Annotated in this window: 16 protein-coding genes; 14 read left to right on the forward strand and 2 right to left on the reverse strand. The window is 61.4% G+C overall.

The window, feature by feature from the left end:
• Positions 1-200: 200 nt before the first annotated feature.
• Together argJ and DTQ13_RS06820 are read right to left on the reverse strand one after the other, a co-directional pair.
• Positions 201-1,436 (reverse strand): bifunctional glutamate N-acetyltransferase/amino-acid acetyltransferase ArgJ, encoded by a 1,236-nt coding sequence (argJ, locus tag DTQ13_RS06815; protein WP_043560878.1) that lies wholly within the window; start codon positions 1,434-1,436, stop codon positions 201-203.
• 3 nt (positions 1,437-1,439) lie between these two features.
• Positions 1,440-2,378: a peptidylprolyl isomerase gene (locus tag DTQ13_RS06820; RefSeq protein WP_043560875.1), complete on the reverse strand. Its 939-nt coding sequence runs from the start codon at positions 2,376-2,378 to the stop codon at positions 1,440-1,442.
• A 343-nt stretch (positions 2,379-2,721) separates the two neighbouring features.
• On the opposite strand from DTQ13_RS06820, the gene secA reads away from it, so the two are divergent.
• The 14 genes from secA to ftsH all read left to right on the forward strand — a co-directional run bounded on the left by secA (position 2,722) and on the right by ftsH (position 17,676).
• Positions 2,722-5,379, forward strand: coding sequence for a preprotein translocase subunit SecA (gene secA / locus DTQ13_RS06825; RefSeq protein WP_043560873.1), 2,658 nt, complete (start codon positions 2,722-2,724; stop codon positions 5,377-5,379).
• A gap of 101 nt (positions 5,380-5,480) precedes the next feature.
• The gene (locus DTQ13_RS06830) at positions 5,481-6,230 is read left to right on the forward strand and encodes a YebC/PmpR family DNA-binding transcriptional regulator (protein ID WP_043560868.1); all 750 of its coding nucleotides are present in this window, start codon (positions 5,481-5,483) and stop codon (positions 6,228-6,230) included.
• On the forward strand, positions 6,227-6,733 hold the full coding sequence (gene ruvC / locus DTQ13_RS06835; RefSeq protein ID WP_043560866.1) for a crossover junction endodeoxyribonuclease RuvC: 507 nt from the start codon (positions 6,227-6,229) through the stop codon (positions 6,731-6,733). Before DTQ13_RS06830 ends, ruvC begins: the two co-directional genes overlap by 4 nt.
• Entirely contained in the window at positions 6,730-7,368 is a 639-nt protein-coding gene (gene ruvA / locus DTQ13_RS06840) for a Holliday junction branch migration protein RuvA (RefSeq protein WP_043560863.1), read from the forward strand. Before ruvC ends, ruvA begins: the two co-directional genes overlap by 4 nt.
• Before the next feature lie 29 nt (positions 7,369-7,397).
• On the forward strand, positions 7,398-8,447 hold the full coding sequence (gene ruvB / locus DTQ13_RS06845) for a Holliday junction branch migration DNA helicase RuvB (protein ID WP_373364562.1): 1,050 nt from the start codon (positions 7,398-7,400) through the stop codon (positions 8,445-8,447).
• A 24-nt stretch (positions 8,448-8,471) separates the two neighbouring features.
• Positions 8,472-8,906 carry a YbgC/FadM family acyl-CoA thioesterase gene (locus DTQ13_RS06850; RefSeq protein WP_248460408.1) on the forward strand — a complete coding sequence of 145 codons (435 nt, stop codon included), beginning with the start codon at positions 8,472-8,474 and terminating at the stop codon, positions 8,904-8,906.
• Between the two features lie 127 nt (positions 8,907-9,033).
• A complete protein-coding gene (tolQ, locus tag DTQ13_RS06855) occupies positions 9,034-9,765 on the forward strand; it encodes a protein TolQ (RefSeq protein ID WP_043560857.1) in 732 nt (243 codons plus the stop codon).
• 5 nt (positions 9,766-9,770) lie between these two features.
• On the forward strand, positions 9,771-10,205 hold the full coding sequence (gene tolR, locus DTQ13_RS06860) for a protein TolR (RefSeq protein ID WP_248460409.1): 435 nt from the start codon (positions 9,771-9,773) through the stop codon (positions 10,203-10,205).
• 11 nt (positions 10,206-10,216) lie between these two features.
• Positions 10,217-11,242, forward strand: coding sequence for a hypothetical protein (locus DTQ13_RS06865; protein WP_052349152.1), 1,026 nt, complete (start codon positions 10,217-10,219; stop codon positions 11,240-11,242).
• 25 nt (positions 11,243-11,267) lie between these two features.
• Entirely contained in the window at positions 11,268-12,635 is a 1,368-nt protein-coding gene (gene tolB / locus DTQ13_RS06870) for a Tol-Pal system beta propeller repeat protein TolB (RefSeq protein WP_043560854.1), read from the forward strand.
• 151 nt (positions 12,636-12,786) lie between these two features.
• Positions 12,787-13,269, forward strand: coding sequence for a peptidoglycan-associated lipoprotein Pal (gene pal, locus DTQ13_RS06875; RefSeq protein ID WP_043560851.1), 483 nt, complete (start codon positions 12,787-12,789; stop codon positions 13,267-13,269).
• Between the two features lie 38 nt (positions 13,270-13,307).
• Complete coding sequence (locus tag DTQ13_RS06880; protein WP_248460410.1) at positions 13,308-14,345, forward strand: tol-pal system YbgF family protein; 1,038 nt, start codon at positions 13,308-13,310, stop codon at positions 14,343-14,345.
• 5 nt (positions 14,346-14,350) lie between these two features.
• Positions 14,351-15,640, forward strand: a complete 1,290-nt coding sequence (tilS, locus tag DTQ13_RS06885) for a tRNA lysidine(34) synthetase TilS (protein ID WP_248460411.1) — start codon at positions 14,351-14,353, stop codon at positions 15,638-15,640.
• A 149-nt stretch (positions 15,641-15,789) separates the two neighbouring features.
• Complete coding sequence (ftsH, locus tag DTQ13_RS06890; RefSeq protein WP_043560846.1) at positions 15,790-17,676, forward strand: ATP-dependent zinc metalloprotease FtsH; 1,887 nt, start codon at positions 15,790-15,792, stop codon at positions 17,674-17,676.
• Positions 17,677-17,720: the final 44 nt, after the last annotated feature.

The following is a 17,720-nucleotide window of genomic DNA, read 5'->3' on the forward strand; positions in this document are numbered from 1 at the left end:
CAAACAGAACGCGCAGCAATATCTGAGCTCTAGCGGTCCGCCCTGCCATATACAAGCCCTGTCATGGTCATCGATGTTGTTTTCTGATTGTCCCGGTCCCCTGTCACCCCGGGGGGTACCGGTGCCTGCCGGGGCAGGGCCTGCCCCCGTCCGCAACTGGGGGGTGACCCTGCCGGATATGGGCGGAAATGCCCCCGGTATCAGCTTCTGTATGAGCCGTTTATGTCGATGTAACCGTGTGTCAGATCACAGGTCCAGACGCTCGCACGGCCGGATCCAAGCCCCAGATCTGCCGTGATCGTGATCTCCTGCTGGCGCATGTAGGCATTCAGCGCCTCGACATCATGGTCCTTCACACTGCCCTGGCTGGCCACCCAGTGGTCCCCGATGGCAATGGAAAGGCGGTCCCTGTCGGCAGGCTCACCACTCTTGCCAACGGCCATGACAATACGCCCCCAGTTGGCATCCTCTCCGGCAATGGCGGTTTTCACCAGCGGAGAATTGGCAATGGCCATGGCGATCCTGCGGGCGGACCCGTCATCCTGAGCTTCCTGCACATCGACACGGATCAGCTTGGTGGCACCCTCGCCATCACGGACGACCAGCAGAGCCAGCTCATGGAGCAGGTCCTTCAGGGCCGTGCGGAATTCCGCCAGGGCGGCATCCTCATGACTGCCGATCTCTTCATGCTCGGCCTGCCCGGTGGCAAAAAGCATCAGCATGTCGGATGTAGAGGTATCAGAGTCCACCGTGATGGAGTTGAAGCTCGGCCCTACGCCTTCTTCCAGCAGGGCCTGAAGGACCGGCTGGGGCAGGGAGGCATCTGTGGCGACGTAGGCCAGCATGGTGGCCATGTCCGGCGCAACCATGCCCGACCCCTTGGCTATGCCCTGGAGGCAGACCGTTGTGCTGCCGATCTTCACTTCACGACGGGCCGCCTTGGGGAAGGTGTCCGTGGTCATGATGGCCCGGGCCGCTTCTTCCCATCCATCAACATGCAGGGCTTCAATGGCTGCGGGCAGGGCAGAGAGGATCTTCTTGTAGGGAAGCGTCTCGCCAATCACCCCGGTAGAGGCCAGGAAGACATCCTCGACAGGGCAGCCCAGCTGATGGGCGACCTCTCCGGCACAGGCTACCACGGCCTCTTCCCCGGCACGACCAGTGAAGACATTTGCATTGCCGGAGTTCACCAGCAGCGCCCGGGCATGGGGCGTGCTGGCGAGCGCACGGCGACACCAGGGGATGGGAGCCCCCGGGCAGAGATTGCGGGTATAGACACCTGCGGCCGTCGTGCCAGGGGCGAACTCGACCAGCATGAGGTCGGTCCGCCCGCTGTAGCGGATGTTGGCCTCCACACCACTGAGCCGCACCCCGGCAATCGAGGTCAGCTTGGGCAGTGAGAGTGCCAGTGGGGAGCGGGGGTATGGTTTGGCCATGGCTCAGTGTGTTGCCTGTGCCGGGGCAGCGGCAGGTGCCGGTGCACTGGTGATGGGCTGGCCCTTGGCATCATAATGCACGATTCGGGCCTGCTTCTCGGCAGCTTCCACCACCTTGCGGACTTCCTGGCGTATCAGGTCGCGGCGGATCTGGTCACGCACCTGCTCAAAGCTCGGCACGGGGGCCGTGCGGGTCCCCAGAACCTGGATCACGTGCCAGCCATACTGGGTATGGACCGGCTTCTGGGTGATGGTGCCGGACTTCATGGCAAAAGCGGCGTTGGAGAAATCCGGGATCATGTCCCCACGCTTGAACCAGCCAAGATCGCCACCATTCGTGCCGCCGGATGCCTTGTCCGTGGAGAGACGGCCAGCCAGCTTGGCAAAGTCGGCCCCCTTGTTCAGCTGCCGGATGATCCCTTCAGCCTTGGCCTCGCTATCCACGAGGATGTGGCGGGCATGGACTTCCTCCTCAGGCTTCTTGGAGGCGAAATGCTCCTGATAGTAGGCCTTCAGGGCATCGTCCGTCAGCTTCGGTGCAACCTGCTCTTCCAGATAGGCATTCTGGAGCACATTGTTTGCTGCTGCTTCCATGGCAGCCTTGACAGCCGGCTTGCTGGCCAGCCCGGCCTTGTCCGCCTGGAGCTGGATGGCCTTCTGGTCGATGAGCTGGTTGATCAGGAGCGGAATGATGACGGCCGGCTGGAGCTGGCGCGCTTCCGGCGGCAGGGTGGCAGCAGCGCGCTGGACATCGCCCAGGGTGATCTTCTGGTCATTCACGGTGGCGAGCAGCATGTTCGGGTCTGCTGCGGGCTTGGCCTGCGGCTGTGCGGCGGGGGCCGGCTGGGCGTCGGCGGCCACGGCCTGCGCTGTCAGCGAGGCAGAAGAGGAGACACCCCCGATAAGGGCCGTGCACAGGAGAAGAGAGCGGGAAAGCCGCATGTAAGACCTCATCATTTCGATCTGTTAAAACTCAGCCCTTTCACCATGACAAAGCCTGCCTGCCCTAGCAAGGGCTTTGGTGTCGGAAAGGCGAAGTATTGCCTATATTTTATGTTGGTACGGACGTCAGGTTGGGCTGCTGGGGCCTGGCAGGGGAAAAAGCGGAGAATTGCGCTGCGTCCGGAAGCCGGACGGGGGCTTTCCCATTGACCATGATGACGAGGGCCCTTATGTCGGACATGATATGAAAAGCGTTGTGACCATCCGCAGCGGGCGTTTCTTTGTTTCCCACAGGGGAGAGGGGCGCACATGGTTGCTGGTGGCAAAATTTTCAGGGTAACTCATGCTTTCACGCCTTGCTCGCGCCCTCTTCGGCCACTCCAACGACCGCTCACTCAAGAAGTATCAGCGGCGCGTGCCGGAGATCAATGCTCTGGAGCCGCAGATGCAGGCTCTCACGGATGATGAACTGAAGGGTAAAACTGCGGAATTCCGCCAGCGTCTGGCTGAGGGTGCCTCCCTTGATGATCTTCTGGACGAGGCCTTTGCTGTCTGTCGTGAGGCCTCCCGCCGTGTGCTGGGGATGCGTCATTTTGATGTGCAGCTCATCGGGGGCATGGTCCTGCATGATGGGCGGATTGCCGAGATGCGGACGGGTGAGGGCAAGACCCTTGTCGGGACCCTGGCTGTCTATCTGAATGCATTGTCTGGCAAGGGCGTGCATGTTGTTACCGTCAATGATTATCTGGCGAAGCGTGACGCTGAGGAAATGTCCCGCCTCTACGGCTTCCTTGGCCTGACCACCGGCGTGATCATCCCGAACCTGACGGACGACCAGCGCCGTGCGGCCTATGGAGCGGACATCACATACGGCACGAACAACGAGTTCGGCTTCGACTATCTGCGGGACAACATGAAGTATTCGCTGGATGAAATGGTCCAGCGTGCCTTCAGCTTTGCCATTGTCGATGAGGTGGACAGCATCCTCATTGATGAGGCCCGTACGCCGCTCATCATTTCCGGTCCGGCGGATGACAGCTCCGACCTTTATCGCCATGTGGATGCCGTGATTGCCCGGCTGGTGAAAGAGCCGGATGTTTATGACAAGGATGAGAAGCTGCGTACTGTCACGCTGACGGAAAAAGGCTCCGACCGTGTCGAGGAGCTGCTTCAGGAGGCGGGCCTGCTGCGTGAAGGCGGTCTGTATGACCTCCACAACGTCTCGGTTGTCCATCATGTCCAGCAGTCCCTGCGGGCCCGGACGCTTTTTACGAGGGATGTCGATTATATCGTCCGTGACGACAAGGTGATGCTGATTGACGAGTTCACGGGCCGCATGATGGATGGCCGCCGGTACTCTGATGGCCTGCATCAGGCGCTGGAAGCCAAGGAAGGTGTGGAAATCCAGCAGGAAAATCAGACGCTGGCCTCCATCACTTTCCAGAATTATTTCCGTCTCTATCCCAAGCTGGCTGGCATGACCGGTACGGCCATGACGGAAGCTGACGAATTCGCCGAGATCTACAATCTTCAGGTCGTAGAGATTCCGACCAATCTGCCCGTGCGCCGCAAGGATGCGGATGACGAGGTCTATCTCACGGCGGAAGAGAAATATGAGGCCGTGGCTGAACTCGTCCGCAAGGTGCATGAGACAGGCCAGCCCATTCTTGTCGGTACGGCCTCCATCGAGCAGAGCGAGGTTCTGTCACACCTGCTGCGGCAGAAGCGTATTCCGCATAATGTGCTGAATGCCCGGCATCATGAGCGTGAGGCCAGCATTATCGCACAGGCCGGTGCGCCGGGTGCCATCACCATCGCCACGAACATGGCAGGGCGTGGTACGGACATCAAGCTCGGTGGCAATGTCGAGATGCTGGTGGCTGAAAAGACTGCCGGTATTGAGGATGAAGCTGAGCGGGCTGCCATTGCGGAACAGGTCCGGGCGCAGGTGGCCGTTGACCACAAGCGGGTACACGAGCTTGGTGGGCTGTATGTCATCGGGACGGAGCGGCATGAGAGCCGCCGGGTGGACAACCAGCTGCGTGGGCGGTCTGGCCGTCAGGGTGACCCGGGCAATTCCCGCTTTTTCCTTTCCCTTCAGGATGACCTCATCCGCATTTTCGGCTCCGACCGCATGGGGGCGATGATGCAGAAGATGGGTCTCAAGCGGGGTGAGGCCATCGTGCATCCGTGGCTGAACCGTGCGCTGGAAAAGGCGCAGAAGAAGGTCGAGGCCCGCAACTTCGACATGCGCAAGAACACGCTGAAATACGATGATGTCATGAATGCACAGCGCAAGGAGGTCTATGCCCAGCGCCGTGAATATATGGCATCCGCCGATGTGTCTGGCGTGATTGCCGAGATGCGGGGGAAGGTGATTGAAGAGCTCGTCCATGCCCATATTCCGGAGAATTCCTTTGTGGAGGCCTGGGATGTGGATGGCCTTGCTGGTGAGCTGCATCGCATCCTGAATCTGGACATGCCGATTGCCGACTGGGCAAAAGAAGATGGCATGGATGAGGAGCATCTGATCGACCGCATCGAAGAAACAGCCACGAAGGCCCATGCAGCCCGTTCAGCGACTGTTGGCCCGGAAATGATGCGGTTGATCGAGAAGCATATTCTTCTGACGTCATTCGATGCGGCATGGAAAGAACATCTGCACGGGCTGGACCAGATGCGTCAGGGGATCGGCCTGCGGGCTTATGCCCAGCGTGACCCGCTGAACGAGTACAAGCAGGAAGCCTTCCAGATGTTCACATACATGCTGGAGGACCTGCGGCTGCGTGTCGTGCAGTCTGTCGGGCATGTCCAGCCCGTCAGCGAGGCACCGTCCATGCCGCCGGGGCCGACTGCCTTCATGGAGGAGGATGGTCCCGCTGATGAGGAGGCGCTGGATACGGCCACGCTGGCCCGCTGGCTCAATGAGGTCCCCCGCAATGCTCCCTGTCCCTGCGGGTCCGGGCAGAAATTCAAGCACTGCCACGGCAGGATGATCTGAGAAGGCGGGCTGCTTCCTGCTGGGAGCAGCCCCTTCTGATGCACGGTGTGCTGGTGCATGGTAATGGGTGTTTCAACATTGTTTTGGGAGAAGTAGGGTCCATGGCAGGACATTCACAGTTCAAGAACATCATGCACCGCAAAGGTGCGCAGGATGCCAAGCGCGCCAAGCAGTTTGCCAAGGTCATCCGTGAGATCACGGTGGCCACACGGTCCGGCATGCCAGACCCGGCCATGAACCCCCGCCTGCGTGCTGCCATCACGGCAGCCCGTGAGGTCAACATGCCCAAGGATACGGTCGAGCGTGCCATCAAGAAGGCCAGCGGTGCCGGTGGTGGTGAGGATTATGTGGCCGTCCGTTATGAGGGCTACGGTCCGGCTGGTGTGGCCATCATCATCGAGGGGCTGACCGATAACCGCAACCGTACGGCCTCCGAAGTCCGGGCGGCTTTCTCCAAGCATGGTGGTTCCATGGGAGAAACCAATTCCGTGTCCTTTGGCTTTGACCATATCGGCGTGATCACCTATCCGCAGGATGCTGCTTCTGAGGATGACATGCTGGAAGCCGCCATTGAAGCCGGGGCTGATAACGTGGAGACCACGGAAGACGGCCACGAAATCACCACGGCCATGGAGGCCCTGATGAGCGTGCGTGATGCGCTGGAAGGCCGTTTTGGCGAACCCCGTTCCGCCAAGCTGGACTGGCGTCCGCAGACGACCGTCACGCTGGATGAGGATCAGGCACGCTCCGTTCTCAAGCTGATTGACGTGCTTGAGGAGAATGACGATGTGCAGGCCGTCTATGCCAATTTCGACCTCCCTGATGAGGTGGCCGAGGCTCTGGCAGCTTGATCCGTCTCATGGGGATCGATCCCGGCCTGCGTTTCATGGGCTGGGGTATCGTGGATGTGGAGGGGAACCGCCTGCGCCATGTGGCTGACGGTGTGCTGGCGACCCAGAGCGGTGATGACGTTCCCCGCCGTCTGTGCGACCTGCATGAGGGGCTGATGAGGCTCATCCAGCAGTATGGTCCTGCAGAAGCTGCCGTTGAGGAAACCTATGTGAACCGCAACGGCTCCTCCACGCTCAAGCTGGGCTATGCCCGTGGCGTGGCCCTGCTTGTGCCCGCCCTTGCCGGGCTGAGCGTGCATGAATATGGGGCCATGGCTGTGAAGCGGGCTGTGGTTGGTACGGGGGCGGCCACGAAGGAGCAGGTCAGCATGATGGTCCGCCGTCTGTTGCCGGGGGCGGAGGTCCGGCGGGCTGATGCGTCCGATGCACTGGCTATCGCCATCTGCCATGCCCATCATCGGGCCAGTGCCCGGCATGTAGCCGCAGGAGTACGCATGGCATGATCGGACAGCTGACAGGCCTTGTCTCTCATATCGATGGTGATCACTGCCTCATTGATGTGAATGGGGTGGGGTATGTTGTCTCAGCCTCCAGCCATACGCTGGGGCTGCTGCCCCGCCCGCCGGAAGTCGCCCGTGTACTGGTGGAAACGGTTGTGCGGGAAGATGCCATCCAGCTCTTTGGTTTTGCGGAGGCGGATGAGCAGGCATGGTTCCGTCTTCTCACGACCGTTCAGGGTGTAGGGGCCCGTGTGGCTCTGGCCATTCTGTCAGTCAGCCGCCCCAGTCTGCTCTGGCAGGCTGTCCATGCTGAGGACAGGACAGCCTTTACGCAGGCTGCCGGGGTTGGCCCCAAGCTGGCAGTCCGCCTCCTGACGGAGCTCAGGAGCAAAGTGGCCAAAATGCCGGCTCCTGCCAGCATGAGTGGGACGTCCATGAGTGCTGGGGGGGGCGGAGCAGCCATCAGTACCAGCCTGCATGGCAGTGCCGGGCTGGAGCAGGATGCCCTCATGGCGCTGGAAGGGCTGGGCTTCCGTCGGGCTGAAAGCTGGCCCATCATCAGCCGTCTCATTGGAGACCACGTTGGGGAAGGGCTGGATGTCATCATCCGTCTTGCTCTCAAGGAACTGGCCCGGTAGGCAGAGGGTAGAGGGAAAGAACGGGGCCGATGAACCAGTTTGTGCCAGATATGCCGCCCGGCCGTGCGCCGGAGACGGATGCCACACGCCAGCCGGAGGATGTGGCCGATGCTACCCTGCGGCCGCAGACCCTGGCCGACTTTACGGGCCAGAAAGCCAGTCGGGAAAATCTCTCCATCTTCATCGAGGCAGCCCGCAAACGGGGTGATGCGCTGGACCACGTCCTGCTGCATGGCCCGCCGGGGCTGGGAAAGACGACTCTTGCGCAGATCGTCTCCCGTGAGCTTGGCGTGGGCTTTCGTGCCACGTCCGGGCCGGTAATCCAGCGGGCTGGAGACCTTGCGGCCATCCTGACAAATCTTCAGCCTCGTGATGTGCTGTTCATTGATGAGATTCATCGTCTCCAGCCAGCGATTGAGGAAATCCTCTATCCGGCGATGGAGGACTTCCAGCTGGACCTCGTCATCGGGGAAGGCCCCGCGGCCCGTTCCGTGCGGATTGATCTGGCGCCTTTCACGCTCGTGGCAGCCACGACACGGTCCGGCCTGCTGGCCACACCATTGCGGGACCGGTTCGGCATTCCGTTGCGTCTGGTGTTCTATACGCCTGATGAATTGCGGCAGATCGTCAGCCGGGGGGCGGGGAAGCTGGGCATGGCCCTGACAGATGAAGGAGCCGAGGAAATTGCCCGCCGTTCCCGAGGGACGCCGCGCATTGCCGGAAGGCTGCTGCGCCGCGTGCGGGACTTTGCGCTTGTGGCGAAGAAAGAGATTGTTGACCGTGCGCTGGCAGATGCAGCCCTCTCCCGGCTGGAGGTGGACAGTCATGGTCTTGATGCGATGGACAGGCGCTATCTGCGCCGCATTGCCGAGCATCACAGGGGTGGCCCAGTAGGGGTGGAAACTCTGGCGGCAGCTTTGGCAGAAGCCCGTGATACGCTGGAGGACGTCGTGGAACCCTATCTGATACAGGAAGGGCTCGTCCTGCGGACCTCACGGGGGCGGATGCTGGGTGAACCGGGCTGGCGTTATCTCGGTCTCACACCGCCATCAGACAATCTGGCACCACGGTTCCTGTAGGGGCCGTCATCGGGGGAGAACAGCATGGCGGCACATCACTGTCAGTTCCGTATCTATTATGAGGATACAGATGCAGGGGGCATCGTTTATCATGCCCGGTATCTGGGTTTTGCCGAACGGGCCCGGGCTGAGGCCTTGCGCAGCCTTGGGCTTGGCGTCGGAGAGATGGCAGAACAGGATGGAATCGGTTTTGTCGTCAGGCAGTTGGGTATCCGGTATCATGCGCCCCTGCGGCTGGATGAACTGATGGATGTGGAGACGGTGCTGCTTCAGATGTCGGGAGCCCGGCTGAATCTGCGGCAGGTCATCACCAATCTTTCCCGTGCGGGGCAGAAGTCAGTGGTGATTGAGGTGGAACTGGCCTGCCTGAAGCTGGCTGGCATGAGCCCCTTGCGTCTTCCGGCATCCTACAGGGAAAAACTCTCAGGACTGACGGTGCCGGAAGAACGTTCCGCCTGACAAAAGATTTAAAGATAAAGATGTTTGCTCTTTCTGCGTCCTGTGCCATTGAAAAAGGAGCATCCTGCCGCAACATGGGGCAGTAGTCCTTTATCCAACAGAACCATAGAAAACAGGAGAAAGCGGAGTGGATCAGGCTGTGAATTCGAGTGCTCTGGGTGCTGCCGGGGCAGCGGGGCTTTCGCCCTTTCATCTGTTCCTGAATGCTTCGCTGGCTGTGCAGCTGGTCATGATCGGGCTGGTGCTGTGCAGCATTTTTGTGTGGGCGGTGATTGTGGAGAAGGTGCTTCTCCTCCGTCGGGTCAATCGCGAGGCCACGGGGTTTGAGGACAGATTCTGGTCCGGCGGGTCTCTGGATGATCTTTATGACAGCGAGGGTGCCCGGCCTGTCCATCCGATGGCTGCCGTTTTCGGGGCGGCGATGGGGGAGTGGCGTCGGTCCTCCCGTATTGCGGGCATTGACGTGATTCATGGGGGTACGTCCGAGCGCATCGACCGGGCCATCAGCATTACGGTCGCTCGTGAGACCGAACGTCTGAGCCGCTACCTCGTCATGCTGGCCACCATCGGCCCGGTAGCTCCGTTTGTCGGGCTGTTCGGGACGGTCTGGGGTATCATGCACGCATTCAGCTCCATCGCTTCCATGCACAATACGAACCTCTCCGTCGTGGCACCGGGCATTTCCGAGGCCCTGTTTGCGACGGCCATCGGTCTGCTCACGGCCATCCCGGCCTATGTGGCCTACAACCTCATCAGCCGTAGCGTGGACAATTTTGCTGAGCGGATGGAAGGCTTCGGGACCGAGTTTGCAGCTATCCTCTCCCGCCAGTCCGAAGAGCGCGGCAGCGGGAGGGGCTGAGCATCATGGAGGCTTCATCACGCAGTGGACGCAGGGGCAGGCGGCGGAGCCAGCCTGAAGCTGGCATCAATGTCACCCCGCTGGTGGATGTCATGCTCGTGCTGCTCATCATCTTCATGGTGACGGCACCGATGCTGACCAGCGGTGTGAATGTCGATCTGCCGCAGACAAGCGCCAAGCCGGTCAACTCGGACGACAAACCCATTACGGTATCCATCAAGAGCGACGGCAGCCTGTATCTGGGGGATGACCCTGTCAGTGGGGATGACCTCGTGACACGGCTGAAGCAGATGGCAAGCGATGATCCTAGCCGTCGCATCTTTGTGCGGGCCGATGCCCATATCGACTATGGCAAGGTGATGAGCACGATGGGGCAGATCACATCTGGCGGCTTCACGCATGTTGCCCTGCTGGCACAGCAGCCGCAGGGCGGCCAGTAAGGAGAGACTGTGTGAGCCTCTCTGCGTCATCACCGTTTGACGAAACACCACCGCCCTATCAGCGGCGGGAAAGGAAGCAGTCCAGCCTGGTGACGGGCGGGGTGCTGGCTTCCCTGCTGCTGCATGGGGGAGTGCTGGGCTTTCTGCTCTGGCATCCACAGCCACCGCTGCCGGAACCTCAGCCGGACGAGCAGACGGTCACCATGGTGTATGAGACGACCGGCGGGGCCCGGCCAGCGGCCCGGTCTTCTCACAAGGCCGAGGTTCCGGCGCCGCAGGCACCTACGGAGACAAAGGCCCCACCGGCGCCACAGCCGCCCAAGCCGAAGCCGGTTGAGCCACCTCCGCCCGCTCCGCCACCACCCCGGCCTGTACAGGCTGCGCCGGAACCTTCCCATGTGGCGGTGAAAACGCCGGTCCAGCAGCGTGCTCCCGTGCAGGAAAAGGGTGAGGTAAGTGAACAGGCAAAGCCGAAGCCGGAGCCCGTGCATAAGCAGGCACAGGTCAAGGCGCCGGATCACAAGGTGGAGAAGCCCCCTGCCAAGCCGCAGCTCTCCCATACCCAGCAGGAGCATGAGGCCAAAAAAACGCAGGAGGACAGCCGCTCCCTGCTGGCCACGCTGGATGAGTACCGGAGCCAGGAGAAGCAGGAGCGCCCGCCCAAGGCGATGCCCAATCAGGCGCAGGGTGGGTCACCCCGTGGTGGTGGCCGTCCTGATGGCGATACCGGGGCGCTGACAAGTGGTGAGCAGAATGCCATCGGGTCGTCCGTGCAGCGCTGCTACCAGGAGGATACGCTGGCCCGGAATTACCAGAATTTCTCTGCCCGCATGATGGTGACGGTGGATGCCTCCGGCGAGGCCCGCATGGTCACATTTCTGCCGGAGACCCGTGCCCGTATGGCAGCGGATCCGACCTATCGGGTCCAGGCCGAGCGGGCGAGGGATGCCGTGTTGAGTCCAACCTGTTCCCGCCTGCCCGTGCCGAAGCGCCTGCTGGGGCAGGTGCGGCAGTTCCGTTTTCTGTTCAAGCCCTGAGGCTGGATTTATCTGAGGTTGTTTCATGTCGTTTTTTTCTGATACCGAAGCCGGCATCCTCCAGCGGCATCTGTCCCGCCGCTCCCTTCTGGGCGGTGCTGCCGCCAGTGGTGTGCTTGTCACGCCGCTGGCTCTTCTGGGCGGGACGGCCCGGGCAGCAGGTGACAGCGCTCCGGCAGAGATCACGGTCGCTGGCGCCCATCAGGCCCCCATTCCCATCGTGATTCCTGATTTCGGGCCGGGGCTGGGGAACCAGATTTCTGGCGTCATTTCGGCCGACCTGTCCAGCACAGGGCTTTTCCAGGTCATGGGGGGAACGGTACCGGCTTCCGTTCAGCCGGATTTCTCGGCACTGAAGGGCCGTGGGGCCCGTGTGGCCGTGGCTGGCAGTGCCGCCGGGTCTGACAGCGTGCGGGTCGAGATGCGCCTTTGGGACGTTGTGGCGGGCCAGCAGATGGAAGGTCGGGCCTATACGGCCTCCCAGAGCAACTGGCGCCGTATTGCACACATCATTGCGGATGCCATCTACAAGCGCCTGCTGGGCGAGGATGGTTATTTCGATACCCGCATCGCCTATATTTCCCGTACAGGTCCCCGGCGGCATCAGTCCACCCGTCTGGCCATCATGGATCAGGATGGGGCCAATGCCCACATGCTGACCAATGGCAGCTGGCTGACGCTGGAACCCCGCTTCAGCCCGATCAGCGAGCAGCTGGCATTTCTGTCCTATGCCAACAATCGGCCCCGTGTGTATGTCTATGACCTCAATACGGGACAGCAGACCATTCTGGGCACGTTCGAGGGTATCTCTTTCGCTCCCCGCTTTTCTCCTGATGGGCGGAGCATCATCCTGTCCGCCACGACAAGGGATGGCGGGGCGGATCTGTATCTGATTGATCTGGCGACCCAGCATCGGCGTCGTCTGACATCGGCCCCGGGTGTGATTGATACCAGCCCGTGCTTCAGCCCGGATGGCCAGAACATCGTCTTCAACTCCGACCGTGGCGGTTCGCCACAACTTTACGTGATGAGCGTCAATGGTGGGGATGCCCGGCGCATTTCCTACGGCCATGGTCACTATGGCTCGCCCGTGTGGTCACCAAGAGGGGACCAGATCGCTTTTGTCCGCATTGGTTCAGGGGGGTTCACCCTTGGCGTGATGGGGCCGGATGGCGTTGGTGAGCGGTCTCTGACACAGGGCTTCACGGTGGAAAGCCCAAGCTTTGCTCCCAATGGCCGTGCGCTGGCATTCTGTCGCCAGAATGCGGCAGGGGCTGGGGGAGCGGGCTTCAGCTCTTCCATCGCCGTGATTGACGTGGCAGGCTTCAATGAGCATATCATTCCTACTACGACCGGGGCTTCTGACCCGGCGTGGTCGCCGCTGCGGCGCTGAGCGCAGGGAATGTTTTTCTGGCCATGGGAGACCTTGTGCTTCCATGGCATCGGTGGCCTTCGGGCTGCCAGCCGCCTTTCCCCATCTGCGTCTTGCAGGTGGGTGAAAAACTCCCCATCTACTGGGGTGCATCTTTTTGCAGGAGATTGTCATGAAGTTGAAGATGTTCGCCGTGCTGGGCATGGCCTGCGCTCTGACCGCCTGTAGTGGTAACCACAAGGACCACGACAACAATGGCGATGGGCAGAACATGCAGCAGATGAGCCAGGGTCCCGTTCCGGGCAGCCAGGCTGATCTGGTCGCCACTGCCGGGGACCGCGTCTATTTCGAGCTGAACAAGAACCAGCTCAACAGCGAGGGCCGCGCCACGCTGGACAAGCAGGCTGCTTGGCTTGCCCGTTACCCGCAGGTCAACATCCTGGTGGCTGGCAACTGTGACGACCGTGGCACCGAGGAGTATAACATTGCTCTGGGTCAGCGTCGTGCCAATGCTGCCCGTGAGTATCTGGAGGCCAAGGGTGTGGCGCCGTCCCGTATCATGACGATCTCTTATGGTAAGGACCGGCCGACAGCTGATGGTGATACGCCGGAAGCATGGGCACAGAACCGTAACGCCATTACGTCTGTCCGTTAAAGCAGGCCCGGTTCCGGGAAACCTGTAGGAAGGGGCAGATGATGCCCTTTCTGGGAAAGGTCGGGCCGGTTGAGGAAACCGGCCCGATTTTTTTATGTGTGATGATTGCCTGTCCGTTGGGAGATGAGATCATGGGTCATTCTGCTCGGCCTGTTCTGGGGCCTGTTTCAGCCATTCTGAAAAGTGCGCTGGGGGCCGTGCTGCTCTCCTGCACGGCAAGCGCAGCATTTGCTCCGGCATGGGCGGAGGATGGTCTCTCCCGCGAGGCCATCATGCGGCAGCATCAGGCACTGGCCCGTCAGCATGATGGTGGTGGCCTGGGTGATGGTGTGGGCAGTGTTGATGAGCAGGGTGAGGATCTTTCCGCTCCCCTTCCGACATCCAGCGGTGATGACAGCAACCGGTCTTCGGGTGTTTCATCAGGGCGTAGCGGAGGCGATCTTGTGGCCAATCTGCTGGAGCGTGTGAATTCTCTGGAGAGCCAGGTGCGGGAGATGCATGGCCAGATGGAGCAGATGAGCAATCAGCTTCATCAGGATGAGGCTGCGGTGGCGAAGCAGATGGGGGACATGCAGTTTGCCCTCGAGAATGGTCATCATGCTGCGCCCCGTCCGGCTCCCGAGGCCGGGGAAGCGGCGGCATCAGCCCCGGCGGCGGTCGTAGCGGCACCGCCGGCAACGCCACAGGCAACCTCTGTGGCCGATACCCTCAAGGCAGGTCGTGCGGCCCTGAAGGCCCATCAGTATGAGGCTGCGGAGACACAGGCCCGGCAGGCCCTCAAGCAGAGCAAGACGGGCTGGAGCCGCACGGAGGCCCAGTATCTGCTGGCGCAGTCGCTGGCCGGGCAGAAATCCTACAAGAATGCCGCCCTGACCTACTACGATGTGTACAGCCATTCGCCTGATTCCCCACGGGCACCAGAGGCCCTGCTGGGTGTTTCGGCGTCCATGCTGGCACTGGGCAACAGGACGGCATCCTGCGAGGCCCTGCAACGGCTGCACAAGGAATTCCCCAATGCTTCGGCCCGGGTGAAGTCGTCCGAGAAAATTTTCAGCGAGCGGGCAGGTTGTCATTAAGGAGCATGGTGGGGACGACGGAGCTGGATAAAGATGGGGTGAGGCCCGTCACGCCCGGTGAGTTTGCTGACATCATGTCCCGGATCGGTCCTGTGGGGCCGGATGAGGCGGCGCATCCACTCTGCATCGCCGTGTCTGGTGGGGGCGATTCCATGGCATTGGCCCTGCTGGCCCGGGGGTGGAGGCGCCATGTTCTGGCGCTGGTCGTGGATCATGCCCTGCGGCCTGAATCGGCCGGGGAAGCTGCTCTGACCTGCCAGCGTCTTGCGGAACTGGATATTCCGGCACGGCAGCTCACGTTGGCCCCTCTCAGACCCGGCGGGATACAGAACCGGGCCAGAGAAGCCCGTTTCGGTGTTCTGGAAAGTGCCTGTATCGACGCTGGAGGCTCCGTTCTGCTGGTGGCGCATCATGAGGCGGACCAGGAGGAAACACTCTGGATGCGTCAGGAGCGGGGCAGTGGACCCCGGGGATTGTGTGGCATGGCGGCCCGGACTGTGCGGGGGCGGATCACTCTGCTGAGGCCGTTATTGGGGATTCGGCCGGAACGGCTGAAAATGACGCTGCGCACCGCTGGGGTGTCCTGGTGTGAGGACCCATCAAATCAGAACCGCCGTTTCCGCCGTGTGGAAGTCCGGCAGGATCTGACAGATGCCGGGCGGCGGGCGATGCATGTTCTAAGGCAGGGTGCCTGTGCCAGACAGAAGAGGGTTGAGGATCGGCTGGCGGCTCTCATGGCCTGTGGGGTGGCCTGGCAGCCGGAAGGATGGCTGAAACTTGCACCGGAAATTCTTCAGCTGGGGGGCGGTGAGGATCATGACACGGAGCCGTTGCTGGAGGATGAATTGCTGGGGCGGCTGATCCGCCTTGTGGGGGGGCAGGATTATGTGCCTTCCCGTCAGGCTGTTGTGGCCCTGCGGCGGGCTGGAAAAGGCTCTCTGGGGCGGGTCTGCCTGCATCCTCTCCGGGGGCGGGAAACAGGCTGGATGCTGTACCGCGAGGCCAGGAATCTGACGGAAAAGCGTCCGGCCCGGCATGGGCAGTGCTGGGACGGGCGCTGGCGGTATCTGGGGCCTGATCATACGGATGCGGTCGTGGCGGCTCTGGGGCCGTGGCAGCGGGCGGGCCGGGCCGTTCCGGCCTGTGTTCTGCCCGCTCTGCCTGCCCTGTGGGTTGGGGGTGAACCTGTTGCAGTTCCAGAGGGCATGAGAGGGCTGCGGCCCGACCTGCCCCGTGTGACTTTTGTCTGGGATGGGGGAACGCCCCTGACAGGGGAACGGGACTGGACGGGATGAAACAGGCCGTGCGAATGAGGCGGAATCAGGGTTTTTCATCCATTTTGGCCTGATGGGGGTGGGAACGCTGCCAGAAATACCTATCTTGAAGGCACTGAGTGTGACGCCGGCCCGGCCTGTGCGTCCCGATTTGTGAGGTTTTTGAAGAGATGAAAAACATTGGCCGTAATGTTGCGATCTGGGTGGTCATCGTCCTGGCGGTCATCGGCATGTTGGCGGCATTCCAGCCTGGGGGCAGCCGACAGGCCGTTCAGAAGATCGCCTATTCTGACTTCGTGCATGATGTGGAGCGTCATGAGGTCCGGTCCGTTACCATCCGGGAGCAGAACATTTCCGGCGTGCTGACCAATGGTACGTCGTTCGAGACCTATGCTCCGTCCGACCCCTCGATGGTGTCCCGGCTGACGGCGGCTGGAGTTGAGGTGACTGCCCACCCGCCCCAGAGTGATGACAATCCCGTTCTTCGTTACATTGCGGCTTATCTGCCGATCATCCTGATGCTGGGCCTGGGCTTCATGGTCTTTCGCCAGATGCAGAATGGCGGGGCCGGGCGGGGGGCGATGAGCTTTGGCAAGTCCCGTGCCAAGATGATGGTGGAGAAGAAGGGGCGTGTCACCTTTGCCGACGTGGCCGGGGTGGATGAAGCCAAGGAAGACCTTGTCGAGATTGTCGACTTCCTCAAGGACCCGCATAAATTCACCCGTCTGGGGGGACGCCTGCCCAAGGGTGTTCTGCTGGTTGGTCCTCCCGGTACAGGGAAGACCCTGCTGGCCCGTGCCGTGGCTGGCGAGGCCAATGTGCCGTTCTTCAGCGTTTCCGGATCCGATTTTGTCGAGATGTTCGTCGGTGTTGGTGCATCCCGTGTCCGTGACATGTTCGAACAGGGGAAGAAGAATGCGCCCTGCATCATCTTCATCGATGAGATCGATGCCGTAGGCCGCCAGCGTGGTGCTGGTCTGGGAGGTGGCAATGATGAACGTGAGCAGACACTGAACCAGATGCTTGTGGAGATGGATGGTTTCGACAGCAACGAGGGGGTCATCCTCATTGCAGCGACCAACCGTCCCGATGTGCTGGATCAGGCTCTGCTGCGTCCGGGTCGGTTCGACCGGCAGGTCGTCGTGCCCAACCCGGACATGCTGGGGCGTGAGAAGATTCTTCAGGTTCATCTGAAGAAGCTGCCCCTGTCTGCGGATGTCAACCCAAGGGTGATTGCACGGGGCACGCCCGGTTTTTCGGGTGCGGAACTGGCCAATCTTGTCAATGAGGCCGCCCTGTTTGCGGCACGGCAGAACAGGAAGGTCGTCTCCATGGCCCAGTTTGAGGAGGCCCGGGACAAGATATGGATGGGTGCCGAGCGCCGGTCTGCCGTCATTGAGGAGGAAGAAAAGCGCATGACAGCCTATCACGAGGCTGGCCATGCCATTGCTTCCGTGCTGACCCCGGGGACAACCCCCATCCACAAGGCTACGATCGTGCCTCGTGGGCGGACTCTTGGCATGGTGATGAGCCTGCCGGACAAGGACCCTGATGTCATATCCCGTCGGGAGGCCTATGCCCGTATCGTCGTGGCCGTGGCCGGGCGTGTGGCGGAGGAGATCATTTATGGTCATGATGCCGTGACCAGCGGTGCGGCCTCCGACATCAGCCAGGCGACCAGCACAGCCCGGTCCATGGTGGCACAGATCGGCATGAGCGAGCTTATCGGCATGGTGGACTGCACGGACAGGAGTCAGATTTCCGGCCAGACAGGTCGTGAGATCGACCAGGAAGTCCGCAAGCTGATCGATCAGGCATATGGCCAGTGCAAGCATACTCTTCTGACCCATATTGATGCCCTTCATGCCCTTGCTGCGGCGCTGGTGGAATATGAGACGCTGACGGGCGAGGAAGTGAAAAAGGTCATCCGGGGGGAACCGCTGGGCAAGGAAGAAGAGGAGGAATATTCCTTCAATGGGCGTCGTCCGTCGGTGCCATCTTCCGGTGCCATGTCGGGCGCTGCCAGTGGGGGAGAAGTGGCCTCCCAGCCGGCCTGATCGGGCTGAGGCTATTCTGGTCTGACTGACAGGGATGACGGGCG

Origin of the sequence: Parasaccharibacter sp. TMW 2.1888, from assembly GCF_023167265.1 — a bacterium.
GTDB classification, from domain to species: domain Bacteria; phylum Pseudomonadota; class Alphaproteobacteria; order Acetobacterales; family Acetobacteraceae; genus Bombella; species Bombella apis.

Bases quoted from the DNA above. Each gene is read 5' to 3' on its own strand.
- argJ (WP_043560878.1), bottom strand. From the start codon at position 1,436: ATGGCCAAACCATACCCCCGCTCCCCACTGGCACTCTCACTGCCCAAG.
- DTQ13_RS06820 (WP_043560875.1), bottom strand. From the start codon at position 2,378: ATGCGGCTTTCCCGCTCTCTTCTCCTGTGCACGGCCCTTATCGGGGGT.
- secA (WP_043560873.1), top strand. From the start codon at position 2,722: ATGCTTTCACGCCTTGCTCGCGCCCTCTTCGGCCACTCCAACGACCGC.
- DTQ13_RS06830 (WP_043560868.1), top strand. From the start codon at position 5,481: ATGGCAGGACATTCACAGTTCAAGAACATCATGCACCGCAAAGGTGCG.
- ruvA (WP_043560863.1), top strand. From the start codon at position 6,730: ATGATCGGACAGCTGACAGGCCTTGTCTCTCATATCGATGGTGATCAC.
- ruvB (WP_373364562.1), top strand. From the start codon at position 7,398: ATGAACCAGTTTGTGCCAGATATGCCGCCCGGCCGTGCGCCGGAGACG.
- DTQ13_RS06850 (WP_248460408.1), top strand. From the start codon at position 8,472: ATGGCGGCACATCACTGTCAGTTCCGTATCTATTATGAGGATACAGAT.
- tolR (WP_248460409.1), top strand. From the start codon at position 9,771: ATGGAGGCTTCATCACGCAGTGGACGCAGGGGCAGGCGGCGGAGCCAG.
- tolB (WP_043560854.1), top strand. From the start codon at position 11,268: ATGTCGTTTTTTTCTGATACCGAAGCCGGCATCCTCCAGCGGCATCTG.
- pal (WP_043560851.1), top strand. From the start codon at position 12,787: ATGAAGTTGAAGATGTTCGCCGTGCTGGGCATGGCCTGCGCTCTGACC.
- DTQ13_RS06880 (WP_248460410.1), top strand. From the start codon at position 13,308: ATGATGCCCTTTCTGGGAAAGGTCGGGCCGGTTGAGGAAACCGGCCCG.
- tilS (WP_248460411.1), top strand. From the start codon at position 14,351: ATGGTGGGGACGACGGAGCTGGATAAAGATGGGGTGAGGCCCGTCACG.
- ftsH (WP_043560846.1), top strand. From the start codon at position 15,790: ATGAAAAACATTGGCCGTAATGTTGCGATCTGGGTGGTCATCGTCCTG.